General features: G+C 41.9%; 15 protein-coding genes. 4 read left to right on the top strand and 11 right to left on the bottom strand.

The window, feature by feature from the left end; genetic code table 11:
- Window positions 1-42: 42 nt before the first annotated feature.
- The 6 genes from tyrA to ffh form a co-directional block, all read right to left on the bottom strand.
- A complete protein-coding gene (gene tyrA, locus B2R65_RS01345) occupies window positions 43-1,176 on the bottom strand; it encodes a bifunctional chorismate mutase/prephenate dehydrogenase (RefSeq protein WP_029773468.1) in 1,134 nt (377 codons plus the stop codon).
- Between the two features lie 252 nt (window positions 1,177-1,428).
- On the bottom strand, window positions 1,429-1,788 hold the full coding sequence (gene rplS / locus B2R65_RS01350) for a 50S ribosomal protein L19 (protein ID WP_004587324.1): 360 nt from the start codon (window positions 1,786-1,788) through the stop codon (window positions 1,429-1,431).
- Between the two features lie 33 nt (window positions 1,789-1,821).
- A complete protein-coding gene (gene trmD, locus B2R65_RS01355; RefSeq protein WP_004587325.1) occupies window positions 1,822-2,589 on the bottom strand; it encodes a tRNA (guanosine(37)-N1)-methyltransferase TrmD in 768 nt (255 codons plus the stop codon).
- The gene (gene rimM, locus B2R65_RS01360) at window positions 2,589-3,125 is read right to left on the bottom strand and encodes a ribosome maturation factor RimM (protein WP_004587326.1); all 537 of its coding nucleotides are present in this window, start codon (window positions 3,123-3,125) and stop codon (window positions 2,589-2,591) included. Before rimM ends, trmD begins: the two co-directional genes overlap by 1 nt.
- 17 nt (window positions 3,126-3,142) lie before the next feature.
- Window positions 3,143-3,391: a 30S ribosomal protein S16 gene (rpsP, locus tag B2R65_RS01365; protein WP_004587327.1), complete on the bottom strand. Its 249-nt coding sequence runs from the start codon at window positions 3,389-3,391 to the stop codon at window positions 3,143-3,145.
- A 250-nt stretch (window positions 3,392-3,641) separates the two neighbouring features.
- Window positions 3,642-5,021 carry a signal recognition particle protein gene (ffh, locus tag B2R65_RS01370; RefSeq protein WP_024031859.1) on the bottom strand — a complete coding sequence of 460 codons (1,380 nt, stop codon included), beginning with the start codon at window positions 5,019-5,021 and terminating at the stop codon, window positions 3,642-3,644.
- 253 nt (window positions 5,022-5,274) lie between these two features.
- On the opposite strand from ffh, the gene B2R65_RS01375 reads away from it, so the two are divergent.
- Together B2R65_RS01375 and B2R65_RS01380 are read left to right on the top strand one after the other, a co-directional pair.
- Window positions 5,275-6,081 carry a cytochrome C assembly family protein gene (locus tag B2R65_RS01375; protein WP_024031858.1) on the top strand — a complete coding sequence of 269 codons (807 nt, stop codon included), beginning with the start codon at window positions 5,275-5,277 and terminating at the stop codon, window positions 6,079-6,081.
- Between the two features lie 61 nt (window positions 6,082-6,142).
- Window positions 6,143-7,411: an HlyC/CorC family transporter gene (locus B2R65_RS01380; RefSeq protein WP_004587330.1), complete on the top strand. Its 1,269-nt coding sequence runs from the start codon at window positions 6,143-6,145 to the stop codon at window positions 7,409-7,411.
- Between the two features lie 60 nt (window positions 7,412-7,471).
- Here the strand turns inward: B2R65_RS01380 and B2R65_RS01385 are convergent, their stop codons facing one another.
- Both B2R65_RS01385 and gshA read right to left on the bottom strand, forming a co-directional pair.
- Entirely contained in the window at window positions 7,472-8,083 is a 612-nt protein-coding gene (locus B2R65_RS01385) for a transglycosylase SLT domain-containing protein (protein ID WP_024031857.1), read from the bottom strand.
- 133 nt (window positions 8,084-8,216) lie between these two features.
- Window positions 8,217-9,803, bottom strand: a complete 1,587-nt coding sequence (gene gshA / locus B2R65_RS01390; protein ID WP_273586175.1) for a glutamate--cysteine ligase — start codon at window positions 9,801-9,803, stop codon at window positions 8,217-8,219.
- A gap of 616 nt (window positions 9,804-10,419) precedes the next feature.
- On the opposite strand from gshA, the gene B2R65_RS01395 reads away from it, so the two are divergent.
- Window positions 10,420-11,967 carry a methyl-accepting chemotaxis protein gene (locus B2R65_RS01395; RefSeq protein ID WP_273586176.1) on the top strand — a complete coding sequence of 516 codons (1,548 nt, stop codon included), beginning with the start codon at window positions 10,420-10,422 and terminating at the stop codon, window positions 11,965-11,967.
- 46 nt (window positions 11,968-12,013) lie between these two features.
- Here the strand turns inward: B2R65_RS01395 and clpB are convergent, their stop codons facing one another.
- From clpB to rluD, 3 genes are all read right to left on the bottom strand, one after another.
- Window positions 12,014-14,590 (bottom strand): ATP-dependent chaperone ClpB, encoded by a 2,577-nt coding sequence (gene clpB / locus B2R65_RS01400; RefSeq protein WP_273586177.1) that lies wholly within the window; start codon window positions 14,588-14,590, stop codon window positions 12,014-12,016.
- A gap of 97 nt (window positions 14,591-14,687) precedes the next feature.
- A complete protein-coding gene (pgeF, locus tag B2R65_RS01405) occupies window positions 14,688-15,419 on the bottom strand; it encodes a peptidoglycan editing factor PgeF (RefSeq protein ID WP_004587335.1) in 732 nt (243 codons plus the stop codon).
- On the bottom strand, window positions 15,419-16,396 hold the full coding sequence (gene rluD / locus B2R65_RS01410; protein ID WP_004587336.1) for a 23S rRNA pseudouridine(1911/1915/1917) synthase RluD: 978 nt from the start codon (window positions 16,394-16,396) through the stop codon (window positions 15,419-15,421). The genes pgeF and rluD overlap by 1 nt, the downstream gene beginning before the upstream one ends.
- A gap of 141 nt (window positions 16,397-16,537) precedes the next feature.
- On the opposite strand from rluD, the gene B2R65_RS01415 reads away from it, so the two are divergent.
- Window positions 16,538-17,302, top strand: a complete 765-nt coding sequence (locus B2R65_RS01415) for an outer membrane protein assembly factor BamD (RefSeq protein ID WP_024031852.1) — start codon at window positions 16,538-16,540, stop codon at window positions 17,300-17,302.
- The last annotated feature ends 157 nt before the right edge of the window (window positions 17,303-17,459 follow it).

A 17,459-nucleotide genomic window follows, 5' to 3' on the forward strand; every position in this document is an offset into this window, starting at 1 on the left:
CTTTCAACGTATAGCTTAAGTAACTACACATTTCTAACCCTTTTAATCTAATACCTTGGCGTCATTTGCTTTATTTAGCAGGCTACGGCTTTGCGTTAAAAAGTGCGCGGTAGAGTCTGAAAAATATGCTTTAGCATCAGCAAATGCATCGATGAGTGCGCCTTTATCTCCCGCTTTTAGCTTTTCAAGAGTTTGTGCAAAGGTCTCTTGATACTGCGCTAATAAACTCTCAACATTATCAAACTGGGCCAACATTATATCTGAATATAGCTCAGGAGATTGCGCAAATAAGCGCCCTACCATCATCAGCTCTAACTGATAAATAGGAGACGAGCAGCTTCTTAGCTCCTCAAGCGTATGGCTTTGCTTTGCTAAAAACTGCCCATAAACAAAGGTCGTTAAGTGGCGCATTACTTGTATTATTTGCATAGCTTCATCATGCTTTTTAGCATCTAGCTCAACAAGTTGGCAACCCCATACTTGCAACTGCTGCAGTAAGCCTTTTGCAGCATCATGCGCTCGGCCTTCACACACGACAACGGTTTGTTTAACCCAGTGAGAAATATCAGGGCCAAACATAGGGTGCAGGCCAACAACGGGCCCAGAGTGCGCCGCCTTTAATGCCTTAATGGGTGATTGCTTAACTGAGGTAATATCAACAAGCAAACAGTCATCATCAAGTTTAGGTAGCTTAGCAACAACGGCCTCAAGTGCATTGATAGGCACACTGATCATCACTAATTTTGCGCCAGCTAAAATGGCTTTAGCATCGTTTTGCTGATCTTTATCTAAAATCTTAACTTCATAACCTGAACGAATAAACTGCTGAGCAAATAACTGGCCCATTGCCCCTTGCCCACCTACAATTACAATAGGTGATAAATCAGGGGCGGCACAGGCAAGTTTAGCTTGTTGGTTTTGATAGGCTTCGCGCATCATGCGCCTTAATATGTCTTCAACAAGTTCAGGGCTGACTCCTTGTTTAATCGCTTCATCACGACGAGCAGCGAGCAAAGCAGCTTCTCTTTCAGGGGCATGCAGGGGGGCGCCATTTTGCTGCTTAATAGCACCAATTTTTTGGGTTATTGCATTTCGCTTTGCAAGTAAAGCAACTAATTGCGCATCGCATTCATCAATGCCATCTCGTAATTGTGATAAATCACTTAATTCAGCCACGTTTCTCATTCCACCTATAAACAACTCATTTCGTAAATATACATTTACATTTAAGTAAACTAATCAATACGTTAAATACTAACAGGATCAAGTATGGGTTAAAAGGCTAATGTAGCAACGCGAGTGAAGATTACTTAATACAGAGGGGTGCTTTTGTGAAGAGATAGTATGTTATTTAATGGCTTAAAAACCAAAACGGGTTGCAACCGTGAGGCTGCAACCCGTTTTCTTTGCGTTGATAAACAGCGCGTATTAGTTAAGTTTTTCTCTAATACGTGCAGATTTACCAGAACGCTCACGTAGGTAGTAAAGCTTAGCACGACGAACCGCACCGCGACGCTTAACTGTTACGCTATCAATAAGAGGGCTGTGCGTTTGGAATACACGCTCAACACCTTCACCGCTCGAAATTTTACGAACTGTGAATGCTGAGTGAAGACCACGATTACGCTTAGCGATTACAACACCTTCAAAGGCCTGTAGACGCTCTTTGTTACCTTCTTTTACACGTACCTGTACAACTACTGTATCACCAGCGCCGAATGCTGGTACGTCTGTTTTAAGCTGCTCTTCTTCAAGCGCTTTAATAATATTTTGGTTTACTTTTGCCATTATGTTTCTCACTTTCCTAGGTGTAACTGTCTTCTAGCCACAAGCTTTTTGGTACTCTTGCTGAAATTGTGCGAGTAATACCGCTTGCTCCTCAGTCAGAGCTAGGTTATGCAACAAGTCAGGACGTCGTAGCCAAGTTCTGCCTAATGACTGCTTAAGCCGCCATTTTGCAATCTCTTGGTGGTTTCCACTGAGTAGTACAGCAGGCACCTGTTTGTCGTCCAATGTTTCTGGCCGTGTATAGTGAGGACAATCTAGCAAGCCATCCGAAAATGAGTCTTGCTCTGCTGACTGGTTATGACCTAACACGCCTGGCACTAATCGCGCTACTGCATCAATTAATGTCATGGCAGGTAATTCACCACCACTCAAAATAAAATCACCAATTGACCATTCTTCGTCAACGTATGACTCTATTATTCTCTCGTCTATACCTTCATAGCGACCGGCAATCAAAATCAGCTTTTCGGAGTTTGCGAGTTCGCTAGCCCCTTGCTGATCTAATTTGCGCCCTTGCGGGGACATATAAATTACTTTTGCGCCATCACCTGCCGCTTTTTTAGCGTCAAGAATGGCTTGTTTTAATGGTTCAACCATCATTAACATACCTGGGCCGCCCCCGTAAGGACGGTCATCTACGGTTCTGTGCTTATCTAAAGCATAGTCACGTGGATTCCAGCAGTTAAAGTCAATTAAGCCATTTTTCACTGCGCGACCAGTGACACCTTGGTGTGTAATAGCATCAAACATGTCTGGGAAAAGGCTTATTACCCCTACCCATAATGAACTAGTTTGAGTCATTAAAACCCAGGATCCCAGTCTACGGTAATTTCTCTCGCTTCGTATTTAACTTCTTTAATTACTGAATCAGTTAAAAAAGGAATCAAACGCTCAGCTTGACCAAATGCATCTTTACTGTTTGCTTTAACAACCAGTACGTCATTCGATCCTGTCTCCATCAGGTCATCAACAGTGCCTAAATTGTAACCTTTATCAGTTACAACCGACATGCCAATGAGATCTCGCCAATAAAACTCGCCTTGCGGGAGTTCTGGTAATTGCGCTGAATCAACAGATATTTCTGCATGGGTATAAGCCATTGCTTCGTCTCTGTCGTTTACTTGCGCAATTTTAGCGATAAAGCCTTTGTTGTGGCGACGCCAGTCGACCACTTCTAAGGTCTGCCATTTACCTTGTTGCCCTATCAACCACGGGCTGAAATCGAAGATCCCTTGGGGATCATCAGTAAATGAATGTACCTTAAGCCAGCCCTTTATACCATATGGGGCACCGAGCTTTCCTACGACAATAATTGATGAGGTGTTCTCTTGACTCATGGTTACACTTACGCCTATTAAGCCGCTTTACGAGCGTCTTTAACTAACTTAGCTACACGATCAGAAAGACCTGCGCCCTGACCTACCCAGTGATCAACACGAGGTAAATCTAAACGAAGTTTTTCTTCTTGACCTGAAGCAATTGGGTTAAAGAAACCAATTTTCTCGATGAAGCGACCGTCACGCGAGAAACGGCTATCCGCAACCACAATTTGATAGAAAGGGCGTTTTTTAGCGCCACCACGTTGCAAACGAATAGTTACCATACCGTCCTCTAAATAGATTGACTGTTTTCATTAATAAGATTTACTCCCCAGTATGGGGAGCTGGGGAATTGTACGAGTTTTTAGCAACAATGCAAGTAAGAAGTGAAGCAAAAAGCCACTTTAGTAGGTTAAACTGTGATCTGAGCCGCAATTAATAGATTATCATGCACCACGCGCATAATTTATTCAACAAAAAAGGGCCAATTAGCCCTTTTGTTATACATTATATAGCGGCTATTTAAGCGCTACATTAAAATTTAGGGCCACCGCCACCCATCATTCCAGGTGGTAACATGCCTTTCATGCCGCGCATCATTTTTTGCATGCCGCCTTTACCTTTCATTTTTTTCATCATTTTTTGCATTTGCGTAAACTGTTTTAGCAGTTTATTTATCTCTTGTACCTGTGTACCAGAGCCTGCGGCTATACGTTTTTTACGAGAGCCTTTAATAATCTCAGGACGCGCGCGCTCTTGTTTGGTCATAGAGCTGATGATTGCTTCCATTTGAATGAAGGTTTTGTCACCCATTTGGCCTTTTACAGCATCGGGTAAGTTTTGCATACCAGGCAGCTTATCTAGCATCGACATCATGCCACCCATATTTTTCATTTGCTTTAATTGCTCTGCAAAATCATCAAGGGTAAAGCCGTTGCCTTTAAATACTTTTTCAGCGACCTTAGCTGCTTTTTCCTTATCGACTTTCATTTCGACTTCTTCGATTAATGAAAGTACATCCCCCATGCCTAAAATACGCGATGCGATACGATCTGGATGGAACGGCTCTAGTGCATCCGTACGCTCACCCACACCCATAAATTTAATTGGCTTGCCGGTAATATGGCGAATAGATAAAGCAGCACCACCGCGTGCATCACCATCTGTTTTAGTTAAAATAACACCGGTTAGAGGTAGCGCTTCATCAAATGCTTTAGCGGTATTCGCCGCATCTTGACCCGTCATTGCATCAACCACAAATAATGTTTCGATTGGGTTGATTGCTTTATGAAGGTCTTTAATTTCGCCCATCATTTCGTTATCCACGTGCAAACGGCCGGCGGTATCGACTAAAACTACGTCTATAAATTTCTTTTTAGCATGAGAAATAGCAGCGGTGGCGATATCTACTGGTTTTTGCGAAATATCACTTGGGAAAAAATCCACGTCAACTTCGCTGGCAAGTGTTTCAAGCTGTTTAATAGCCGCCGGACGGTATACATCGGCACTAACAACTAGCACTGACTTTTTCTTACGCTCTTTTAAAAACTTAGCAAGCTTACCAACACTGGTTGTTTTACCCGCACCTTGTAAACCAGCCATCATAACAACAGCTGGCGGCTGTGCATTTAGGCTAAGCTCTTCGTTGGCTTCACCCATCGCTTTTTCAAGCTCTTCGCGCACTATTTTTATAAATACTTGGCCAGGGCTTAAGCTTTTAGTTACTTCAACACCTACGGCACGTTCTTTAACTTGCTTTACAAACTCGCGAACAACAGGCAACGCAACATCAGCTTCTAAAAACGCCATACGTACTTCACGTAACGTATCTTTAATGTTGTCTTCTGTTAAACGGCCGCGGCCACTAATATTTTTTAAGGTTTTACCTAATCGTTCTTGGAGGTTCTCAAACATGTAACGGTTCCGATAAGACGTTTATATTGACCCAATAAGCTCACGCTTATTTGCATTTTACTTATTAGATGGGAGCAATAGTATTAAATTTCAATTAAAAACAGTATACCGTAAATGATGGCGCACAATACAGTATTGAAGCACAGCTTATTGAGTTTCTTTTTTTAGGTCTATGCAATTGCTTTGCTATAAAATACAATGTGCTTATAACAACAAGAATTATTTGACTCTAATTATAAGTGGCCCAAGCACAATGCTGATTATTAGTTTAACTATTATTGCCAGTTTATTTTATGTGTTAGCAACGTCTCACGTGTTAACACGCCTGTTTCATCAACAAGGTCCTAGCCAAAAGGTAACGGTTATTTTAAGTACCGTGGCTATACTAGCGCACATGCTGCTGTTGGTTAATTCGGTGTTTCGCTCCGATGGGCAAGATTTAAGTATTGTTAATGTTGCACTACTGACCTGCTGGGTTATTGTGGTGTCGGTTACTGCGGTGTCGTTAAAGTTCCCTGCTACATTGCTGTTACCGGTCGTCTATGGCTTTGCAGCCCTACTCACCATTGCGAGTTTGTTTATACCGCACCATATTTTATTACAAAGCTTTAATATTGAAATAGGCCTTATTACACATATATCGCTATCACTGTTAGCATATTGCGTGTTAATTATTGCTACTTTATACGGCGTGCAGTTTTACTTTATTGATAAACGCTTAAAACGTAAAGATTTAGCAATTGTGCATAGCCATTTGCCACCATTAATGGTGGTAGAACGTCAGCTCTATCAACTATTAAACTTAGGTACGGTGTTACTTACCTTTGCCTTATTAACAGGGTTTGTGTTTTTAGATGGGATGTTTGCAAAAGAATTTATACATAAAACCATTTTATCGCTTGTCGCATGGGTTATTTTTGTCACTGTTGCGCTGGGGCACATGAAAAAAGGCTGGCGTGGTAAACCTGTGGTTATTACCATCATGGTCGCTGCATTTATCCTCACACTTGCTTATTTTGGCAGCCGTTTTATACAAGAAGTGGTGTTAAATAAGTTTTAACTTGACTCTGTCAGCTCACTCTAGCTTAATACGCATTGGTTTATAAAAAAAGGATCCATCGTTGGACGACATATCGACAAGTACCTTGTTTATCATTTTAGGTTTATTGGTGCTTTTTTCTGCTTATTTCTCGGGTTCAGAAACCGGGATCATGTCAATTAATCGTATACGCTTGCGCCACCTTGCAAAAGAGGAACATCGCGCAGCTAAACGAGTCAGTAAATTACTTAGCCGTCCTGATAGACTCATTGGCCTAATATTAATTGGTAACAACCTTGTAAATATCGCTGCTGCCCAGGTAGCCACTATCATTGGTATTCGTTTATACGGTGATTTAGGTATTGGTATTGCAACCGGTGTGTTAACGCTAGTGGTACTAATATTTGCAGAAGTAACCCCTAAAACGCTTGCTGCGTTGTACCCTGAAAAAGTAGCCTTTCCAAGCTCTATAATTCTCAAAGGGTTACTCAAAATACTATTCCCATTTGTGGTTGTTGTGAACTGGATGACCAACGGTATTTTACGTCTATTTGGTATCAGCTCAGCACAAATAGATGAGCACAGCATGAGTAAAGAAGAGCTTAAAACAGTGGTGAATGAGTCAGGCGCATTACTGCCAGCTCGTCACCAAAGCATGCTGACCTCTATTTTAGACTTAGAGCAAGTGACCGTTGAAGATATTATGATCCCTCGTAACGAAATAGTGGCGATTGATATTAACGACGATTGGAAGCTCATTAGCCGCCAATTAACTCATGCTCAGCACACCCGTGTATTACTTTATCGCGACAATATTGATGACGCGGTAGGTTTTATCCATTCGCGTGACGCTCTTCGTCTTTTAACCAAAGAGCAATTTGATAAACCGTCATTATTGCGTGCTGTACGTGAGATTTACTTTATTCCTGAGGGGACGTCCCTAAATACCCAGCTATTAAAGTTCCAACAATCAAAAGAACGTATTGGTATAGTGGTTGATGAATATGGCGACATACAAGGTCTCGTAACCCTTGAGGATATTCTTGAAGAAGTGGTTGGCGATTTTACTACCACGCAAACACGTACGCCAAGTGAAGAAGTGACCACACAAAGCGATGGCTCTTACCTTGTTGATGGCGGCGCTAACGTGCGCGACTTAAACAAAGAGATGGGCTGGGAGTTTCCTCTTGATGGCCCTAAAACACTCAGCGGTTTAATTGTGGAATACCTAGAAGATATTCCAGATGCTAATTTAAGCCTTAAAATAGCCGGCTACCCTGTTGAGGTGTTAGAAGTAAAAGAGAATATGATAAAACAGGTAAAAATTAAGCCAAATCAACGTAAGTTGTAAGTTTAAATAATGCATTAAAAAAGGAGCCTTGGCTCCTTTTTTTGCTTTTAAGATATGTAGTTAGCCAAAAAGCAGTCGCTCAAACCAGCCTTTATCAAGCTCCTCTTCACAACGTTTAAGCTGCGCACCATAACGGCTTGCGCGGTGTTTTACTTTATTAGCAACACTCATTAGCCACTTTTTCTTTTTATAGGTACCGCGTTTATAACCGCCCCACCCTTCGTGATAATTTAAGTATTGGGCGTAAGCATCCCATTTAGAGATACCATTTACTTTATGTGTTTTATAAACAAACCATGCCATAAAGTCGATTGCATCGTCAAAATCATCCCTATCAGCCCCACTGTTACCCGTTTCACGAATATAGTCAGACCAAGTTGGAGTTTTTGCTTGTGAGTACCCGTAAGCATCACTGGCACGCCCAGTTGGAATTATCCATAAAAAATACTCCATGGGTGGTGCGGCATCATGACGAAACGAGCTTTCTTGGTACATCATGCTCATAAGAACATGTTTAGGTGAGCCCCATTTTTCTTGTGCATCTTTTGCATCAAAGTACCAATCTGACTTTTCTTCAAAAATTTTACAAAGATCATTAGGTTGCTTTGGTGGCGCAGTGGCACACCCAGCTAAAGAGAGGGCAAAAGATAAAATAATTGCATTTTTTTTCATTTTTATAAGATCTCACTGAACTTTTTAAAAAAGCGTGGGTCTGAGTATATGAATGCAGCAGTATAGCATTGTTTCATCCCTGAAGAATATTTACGCAGCCACCTTGGGCTGCGTTTTTTTTGCTTAAAAAAGCTTAAGCGGGTGCTTTGGCATTAAAATATTCATCTAAAAAGTCAGTAAAGCTTAGCGTGTCGGCGCGCTCTATTTCTTCTCGCGCTTTATCCGAGAGTACAACTTGTTGCTCTAGCCATTCTTTAGAAAACACATTGTAGTTGGCGTGCGCATGGCTTTGCTTATATTTATTAGCCAATTGAATAGCAAATAAACCGTTATCTATACCCGCACTTTCTAGCTCGCGCACATAACGCCCTGAAAAAGTCAGCGCAGGGTTATCAACCCAAGTAGCCATTTGTGCGATGGTTTCGCTGTAATAGGTCACCCCATACGCCTTATCCATATGCTCAGCGACTTCACTTAGTTGGTCAAAAATTTCTCTCCCCCAACTTTGTAACGTACGCTGTTGGTTGTTGTCGTTCAGCATAACACCTAACTGACGCCCCTGATTAACCACTGTGTCTAAATTCTCAGTGCTGCGGGCTTGCTCTTTCCACTGCATTTCTGGAGAGTCTTTCAACAAACAATACGTTAAAAACACATCTAAAAAATGAATTTGCTCTATATCAATGCCCGTTTCACTAAACGGGTTTACATCCAGCGCTCTAATTTCAACATACTCAATGCCTGCTCTTAATAATGCATCCGTTGGTTTTTCACCACTTTTAGCATTACGTTTAGGGCGGATCGGCGAATAAAATTCGTTTTCGATTTGCAGAATATTTTTATTAAGCTGCTTAGGTGTTGCTGTGGTGTAGTCATCAATATCGCCGTATAAGTCAGAAGGCGTGTTGATTGCTTTTTTAAGCCCAGCAACGTACTCATCAAGCGAGTTATACATTACGCGTAATGAAGACTGCGCACTGTTGGTGTAACCTAAATCACCCAAGCGTAGCGCGGTTCCTACTTCTAAATAAAGTGTACCTTTACCTAGTTTTTTAAACGGTAGGTCAGTTTTGCGACCTTGTAAAAAAGAATTACATAATGCAGGTGAGGCACCAAACAAGTAACTAATTAACCAAAGCTCGCGTTTAAAATTACGAATAAGCGCTAAATAACCATCCGAAATAAATGCTTCTAGGCTTTGCTTACTTTGCTTTAAGGTGTGTAAAGATTGCCAAAGTGTTTCTGGAAAAGAAATATTAAAATGAACACCCGCAATCGCTTGCATCATACTACCGTAACGGTTTTTTAATCCTTCACGGTATAGGGTTTTCATACGCGCAGTATTTGAGTTACCAAATTGAGCCAGTACGATGTCATCTTGATCTTCAATAAAGCATGGCATACTGATGGGCCATAAAAGCTCATCACCCATGTGCTCAAGTGTAAACTTTTGCAGGTCTTTTAATTGCGCTAAGGTTTCTGTCGCTGATTCACTAACAGGGGTAATAAATTCAAGTAATGACTCTGAAAAGTCGGTAGTAATATGTCCGTTTGTTAATGCACTACCTACGCCTTTAGGATGTCCTAAAGTGGAAATGGCGCCATTACCTTTAATACGCAGCGACTCTCGCTCAATACCACGTTTGATCCCTTTAATTGCGTGCTGATGCGGTGTTGCTGATAACGCGTTTAGCGCGCTAGATAAATCATGTATAGTCAAAAAATGCTTCCTCGGCCACGTGGCTTAATCTTAGGGTTATGGGGGCTAATTGCCCATACTCAAGATTAAATTGTTAAGAACAATATAATTTTTCAAAATTTTTAGCTATTTACCCTGTTGAGCATGCGCTTGATACAATAAGCATCAACCAGCAAGCTAATCTTGCCACTGCTCACGCTAATATACAATCGCTTTGCTAGGGCGTATTGGCCTTTGTGAATTGAAATTTGTCCAAACTAAGGGCGATTCAATCGCAGCGCAATATTTGTAACCTAATTGGCTCGATAACTGCCCTGCGTTATTATTATGACTTACATCCATGTAAGAATAAGTAAAAACCGAACAAAGCTTTCGCGTCCTGCTCATACCCCTTGTCTAAAAACCAAACACACTGCTGTAAACTTAGCCACCAAAAACCCTCACGCCCCAAACATAAAGACCCTGAATTAATAGATTACTCTTCATAAGCTTTAACATTTTAAACGCAGTATTTGATATAGATCATAAAAAGTCGCAATTTTGATGACAATTTTATTTAGCGCAGCGCCTTTACTTCACCTCCTTTAGTTTACCCAATACAATGACAAGTTAATTAAAAAGGATGGTTAAAACTAACATGCGTCATAATCAAAGCTTAATAAATGAAGAGGTTCACTTTAGTGATGCTCAGCAATTGGTATCCACAACCGATTTACGAGGAGTCATTACGTATGCAAATAAGGCATTTTGCGATGTAGCAGGGTTTAGTGCCCAGGAGCTCGTTGGTAAAAATCATAATATTGTGCGCCACCCAGATATGCCCAAAGCAGCATTTAAAGAAATGTGGAGTACGCTAAAAAGCGGCCACTCATGGCGCGCCATAGTAAAAAATAGATGTAAAGATGGGCGCTATTACTGGGTTGATGCATTTGTAACCCCTATCTTTGAAGGTGATCAGTTAGTTGGCTATCAATCTGTACGTACAAAACCAGATAAAAAACATGTTTTAACAGCCCATAAACTATATGAAAAATTAAATAGAGGTAAAGCCGCTTTTAATTTTAAAGAACGCACACACTTGCGCCAAATGCTTACGTTAGCCATTGTATTTAGCTGGCTAATAATGAGTGGGTTTGCCTTTTCAACCATGGCAGCGGTTATCAACGTATTAATTTGCGTGTTTATTTTGGCCTTAAATTATCAAGAGCTAGTGGCAACCCCTGCTAAATTAAACACCTATAAACAGCATTCTGACTCTATCTCGCGCTATGTTTTTTGCGATAACTCGCCGTTAAGTGTGAGTGACTATAAAGAGCAAATGCTACTTGCTAAGCTCAGAACTGTATTGGGGCGCGTAAAAGATGCTACCTATGCCTTTAATAACATTGCTGAAAACCTAGATGATAAGTCGACGCTCACCGAAAAAGGCATTGAGGCGCAAAGCACACAGCTTACACAAATCGCCACTGCTATGGCGCAAATGACCGCCACTATTGGTGAGATTTCGAATAGTACAACAACTACCGCCGACAAAGTTAATTCTACTCAGCACAGCTGCGCGGATATAAAACAACATATTGCTGATAACAAAAAAATGGTATCTGAGCTGGCAACCCACGTAGATCATGCTGCCAATACGGCTAATAACCTCGCCCAGGAAGCGGATAAAATAGGCCAAGTAATGAATGAGATAGAAGGTATTGCTGAGCAAACCAATTTACTAGCGCTTAATGCTGCAATAGAAGCCGCAAGAGCAGCCGAGCATGGCCGTGGTTTTGCCGTAGTTGCCGATGAAGTACGTGCCCTTTCATCTCGTACGCAAAGTGCTACGGGGCAAATTCACAGCTCGATTAAAGATATACAGGATACATTGGTTAATTGGTCAAAGGTAATGCAAAGTACAAAACTACAAGCCGAGGGCTGCGTACAAACAACCGAGCAAACACACCAAGAGCTCGATAGTATATTCAATCAAATTAGTGAAATAGCATTGCTAACAAATAGTATATCGACGGCTGCAGAGGAGCAGCAGATGGTGAGTCATGATATTGCTAATAATGTAGATAATATAAAAGAAGTGAGTAACGAAAACTTAGCTTTAAGTTTTGACGTTGCTAAAGATGCCGCAGAATTAGTTGCCGGCTCTCAAAAAGTAAACAACCTACTTTATACATTTAAAGTATAAAGCAAGACAATAAGCCGCCTGTTTGGCGGCTTATTGTGCGTCTGTATTAGCGTTTTGAAAAAATCAGGCCCTGCTCGTTTGCATCTATCACGACAATATCGCCAGGGTTGTACTCTCCCCCTAATAGCTGCTGAGCCAGTGGGTTTTCGATTGTTTGCTGAATAGCTCGTTTTAATGGGCGAGCACCGTAAACAGGGTCGAACCCGCTAGAGGCTATTTTTTCAAGCGCCGCATCACTGATCTCTAATAAGTAGCCCATTTCTGTTAAACGCTCACGCAATTTAACAAGCTGAATATCGGCAATTTCTTTAATATGCTCATTGGCAAGTGGATGAAATACGACGGTTTCATCAATACGGTTTATAAATTCTGGCCTAAATTCATTGACGAGCACATTCATAACTTTGCTCTTAAGCGTTGCGTAGTCGTTTGTGCCCGCTTGCTCTTGAATAATATCTGAGCCTAAATTTGAGGTCATAATAATAACCGTATTTTTAAAATCAACCGTACGCCCTTGCCCATCAGTAAGGCGGCCATCATCGAGTACCTGCAATAAAATATTAAATACATCGGGATGCGCTTTTTCTATTTCATCAAGCAAAATTACAGAATAAGGCTTACGGCGAACGGCTTCGGTTAAATAGCCGCCTTCTTCGTAACCAACATAACCGGGAGGCGCACCCACTAAACGTGCTACCGCGTGTTTTTCCATAAACTCTGACATGTCGATACGCACCATGGCATCTTCTGTATCAAACATAAAACCTGCAAGCGCTTTAGTAAGCTCTGTTTTACCCACCCCAGTTGGTCCTAAAAATAAAAATGATCCTATTGGTCGATTAGGATCGGCAAGCCCCGCACGAGAGCGTCGTATCGCATTCGCGACCGCTACAACTGCTTCGTCCTGCCCTATCACTTTACTGTGAAGTTGCTCTTCCATTTTTAACAGTTTTTCTCGCTCACCTTGCAGCATTCGCGATACTGGGATCCCGGTCCAACGAGAAAGTATTTCTGCAATTTCGTCTTCGCCTACTTGGTTTTTTAGTAAGCTCATTTCTTGCATTTCAGCTTGCGAGGCTAAATCAAGTTTTCGCTCAAGCTCTGGAATTCTTCCGTATTGCAGCTCCGACATACGCTGTAAATCGCTTGCTCGGCGGGCAACCTCTAAATCAAGGCGCGCTTGTTCAAGCTCAGCCTTAATTACTTGCGTGCCTTGTAACGAGGCTTTTTCTGCATTCCATACTTCATCAAGCTCTCGATATTGCGCTTCTAAGTCGGTGATGAGCTGCTGCATTTCGCTGCGCCGCTTTTGGCTTGCATCGTCTTTTTCTTTAGCTAAAGCGTTATCTTCAAGTTTTAATTGAATAATACGGCGCTCAAGCTTATCTAATGACTCAGGCTTAGAATCTATTTGCAAACGAATTGACGAGCCAGCCTCGTCAATTAAATCAATAGCTTTATCTGGTAATTGTCGGTCACTAATATAACGGTGCGATAAATGCGCAGCGGCGACAATTGCCGGGTCGGTAATATCTACAGAGTGATGTAACTCGTAGCGCTCTTTTAAGCCGCGTAAAATGGCAATGGTGTCTTCAACTGAGGGCTCTTCAACCAATACTTTTTGAAAACGACGCTCAAGTGCGGCATCTTTTTCTATGTATTGGCGGTATTCATCAAGCGTAGTGGCGCCCACACAGTGTAGCTCCCCTCTAGCAAGCGCTGGCTTCAACATATTGCCAGCATCCATAGCGCCGTCGGTTTTACCTGCGCCCACCATGGTGTGAATTTCATCAATAAATAAAATCACTTGGCCTTCTTCTTTAGCCAGCTCGTTGAGCACCGATTTTAAACGCTCTTCAAATTCACCACGGTATTTAGCACCCGCCACCAGCGCGCCTAAATCTAGCGATAAAACACGCTTGCTTTTTAGGCCCTCTGGCACTTCGCCATTTATAATGCGCTGCGCTAATCCCTCTGCAATGGCGGTTTTACCTACCCCTGGCTCACCAATAAGCACGGGGTTATTTTTAGTACGGCGCTGCAAAACTTGAATCGTGCGACGGATTTCGTCATCTCGCCCAATAACGGGGTCGAGCTTACCTTGCTCTGCGCGCTCGGTTAAATCAATGGTATATTTTTCAAGTGCTTGTCGGGTTTCTTCGGCATTAGGGTCATCGACCTTTTGGCCACCGCGAATTGCTTTTATGGCACTTTCTATTTTAGTTGCAGTGATATTAAGCGTTCTAAAAATATCACCTAAAGGGCCTTTGTCGTCACAGGCAGCTAATACAAATAATTCGCTCGAAATATACTTATCTTTACGCTTTTGCGCGTACTTATCACATAAGTTAATAAGCGAAGCCATGTTATTAGAAAGCTGTACGTCGCCCCCGACTCCTTCAACTTTAAACAGCTTTTCTATTTCTTGAGAAAGCTTGGTGTTGAGCTCATCCGCACTCACGCCTGCTTGTGCAAGCAAGGCGCGCACGCTAGAGCCATTTTGCTGTAAAAGCGCATACATTAAATGTACGGGTTCAATAAATTGATGATCGCGCCCTAATGCTAGCGACTGAGCATCTGAAAGCGCAGATTGAAATTTACTTGTGAATCTATCTAAACGCATGAGGGTTTACCTATTTAATAAACTAATTGCTTAATAAATGGGTATGTTAATAGAATTGTTCAAGGTGTTAAGAAGAATATTGTGGGGAAATAGTGTTTTATTTGCGCCAGATCAAACTTGCCATACGTCCTGTTTTACCTTCTCGCCGATAAGAGAAAAACAATGATGGCTGAGAAACAGTACAATAATCGCCTCCGCTAATATTAATAACGCCTAATTGCTCAAGCTCAATGCGAGCGATTAGATAAATATCGCACAAGTATTTATTATTGCTTTGTAATTTAAACGCCTCTTTAAACAACGGGGATTTTGCAATAAATCGCGTAGCAACCTCGGCACCAACTTCAAATTGCTCAGAACCAATAGCAGGCCCAAGCCACGCATATATTTGCTTACTAGGCGCGCTAAAACAGGCAAGCGTATTTTTTATGATCCCTTTTTCAAGGCCGCGCCAACCACCATGCACTGCTGCAACTTCATGGCCATCATGACTTGCAAACAGAATAGGCAGGCAATCTGCACTCATAATAGCAAGAGGCTGATTTTTAACTTTTGTATACAACGCATCAGCACTGTGTAATGTTTGAAAATTAAAATCTGCATCAACGCAGAGCACATCGCCACTATGCACTTGATTAAGCCACAGTGGCGGGTTTGGCAGGGATTGCTCAACCAAAGCACGGTTTTTTAGCACGTGCTCTGGATCATCATCAACATGTAGGCCTAAATTTAAGCTATTAAAAGGCGGCTTTGACACGCCGCCTTCTCGGGTGGTACTAAGCGTACCTACCGAGGTTAAATTAGGCCAAGGGGCTGACAAAAAAGCCATTAATACTCTATGTTAGGATTAGCTTTGGTATCTTCTCTAAGCACCTGAGTCATTGCCACCATGTCATCTGGAATAGGCGCTTGCCAGGTCATCATCTCGCCCGTAATAGGGTGCGCAATACTCAATTTTACTGCGTGTAAGGCTTGGCGATTAAATGTACGTAACATTTCAAACAGCTCTGGCGTAGCACCTTTAGGTGGACGAGGACGCCCGCCGTAGGCTCTATCACCAATTAACGGGTGGTTTATATACGCCATATGAACACGAATTTGGTGTGTACGTCCGGTTTCTAGACGAAGGCGTAAACGTGTATGAGCACGGAATTTTTCAGCAACACGGTAATGTGTAATAGCAGGCTTACCCATTTCGTGAACTGCCATGTGTGTACGCTGCGTTGGATGACGGCCAATCGGCTTTTCAACCATGCCACCTGCGGTCATAGTACCATTACATAAAGCTTCGTATTCACGCGTAAAGTTTTCGCGTTTTTGCAGTGCTTTAACTAAATGTGTTTGCGCCTGAATAGTTTTAGCCACCACCATTAAGCCTGTGGTGTCTTTATCTAGACGGTGCACAATACCAGCACGCGGTACGTTAATAATATCCGGAAAATGATGCAGCAATGCATTTAGCACTGTGCCATCTGGGTTACCTGCACCTGGGTGAACGACTAGGCCCATAGGTTTGTTGATAACCAAAATATCATCATCTTCATAAACAATGTTTAATTTGATATCTTGTGCTTCGTATTCGCGTGGTGCTTCAATGCTGGTTTCAACATTTACAACTTCACCACCGAGTAGTTTTTCTCGTGGTGTGTTATAGATTTCACCGTCAACGGTGATTTTATCATCCAATATCCATGTTTTTATACGTGAACGTGAATAATCAGGGAACAATTGCGCTAATACTTGGTCTAGACGTTTACCACCTAACTCGGTAGGAACCTCGGCTTGAAGTGAAATTTGTTCTGACATTAGTAACTTTACCCAATTTACCAGTGCAAGCTGTGCCTGACTGGGTTAGAATCGCTTTTAATAAAAGCATAATATAATACGCATAGTTTACTCGGTTTTACCGCCGTGGCCTAGCCGAAGACATCGAAGGTAACAAATAAAATGATAAATAAAATAGGGAAACGTGCATTCGCCATTGTTTTTTCAGCTTCTGTACTTACTTTAGGGGCCTGTTCTTCTGCGCCTGACCAAGAAGATATCCAACGCGTTCCTAACAAATCTGCACACGCTTTGTATGAAGATGCAAAACAAACGCTCGACTCTGGTTTATACGCCCGAGCAATTGAGCTGTTAACCGCTATTGATTCACGCTACCCATTTGGCCCTTTCTCAAAGCAAGTACAAATGGATTTAGTGTATGCCCATTACCAATCAGGTAATACAGAGCAAGCATTAGCGACCATTGACCGCTTTATTCGTTTAAACCCAAACCACAAAGATTTAGATTACATGTACTACATGCGTGGCTTGGTTAACATTAAAGCAGATAAAAATGCCTTCCAAGAGTATTTTGGTATAGACAGAGCTGACCGCGATGCAAACCGTACACGTGTTGCATTTACCGATTTATCAACGCTTGTAAAACGCTTTCCAAAAAGTGATTACGCACCAGAGGCTAAACGTCGCTTAGTGTGGCTTTTAAACCGCATGGCGCGTTACGAGCTAAAAGTGGCTAATTACTACTACGAACGTGAAGCTTACCTAGCGGCCGCTAATCGTGGTAAGTACGTTGTTGAGCATTACTCGCAAAGCAGCTATTTAGAGCCTGCGCTTGAGATGATGGAAAAAAGCTACGAAAAGCTTGGCCTAACAGATTTAAGTGAGCACGCAAGACTAACGCGTGAATACAATGAATCTAACAAATAAGAATGGCAGAGGTTTTTATTTAAACCTATGTTGATTGTTTAAAAGCCCTCTCTGAGGGCTTTTTTATTGCCTAAAAATAAGACTAGTTGATGCCTGTGGCGCTTTTTAATACTTAGCGATTAGCCTTCGCACCACACTAAATATATCAATAGCAATT

The sequence above is a fragment of the Pseudoalteromonas sp. UBA2102 genome (assembly GCF_002331165.1).
Classification (GTDB): Bacteria; Pseudomonadota; Gammaproteobacteria; order Enterobacterales; family Alteromonadaceae; genus Pseudoalteromonas; species Pseudoalteromonas atlantica.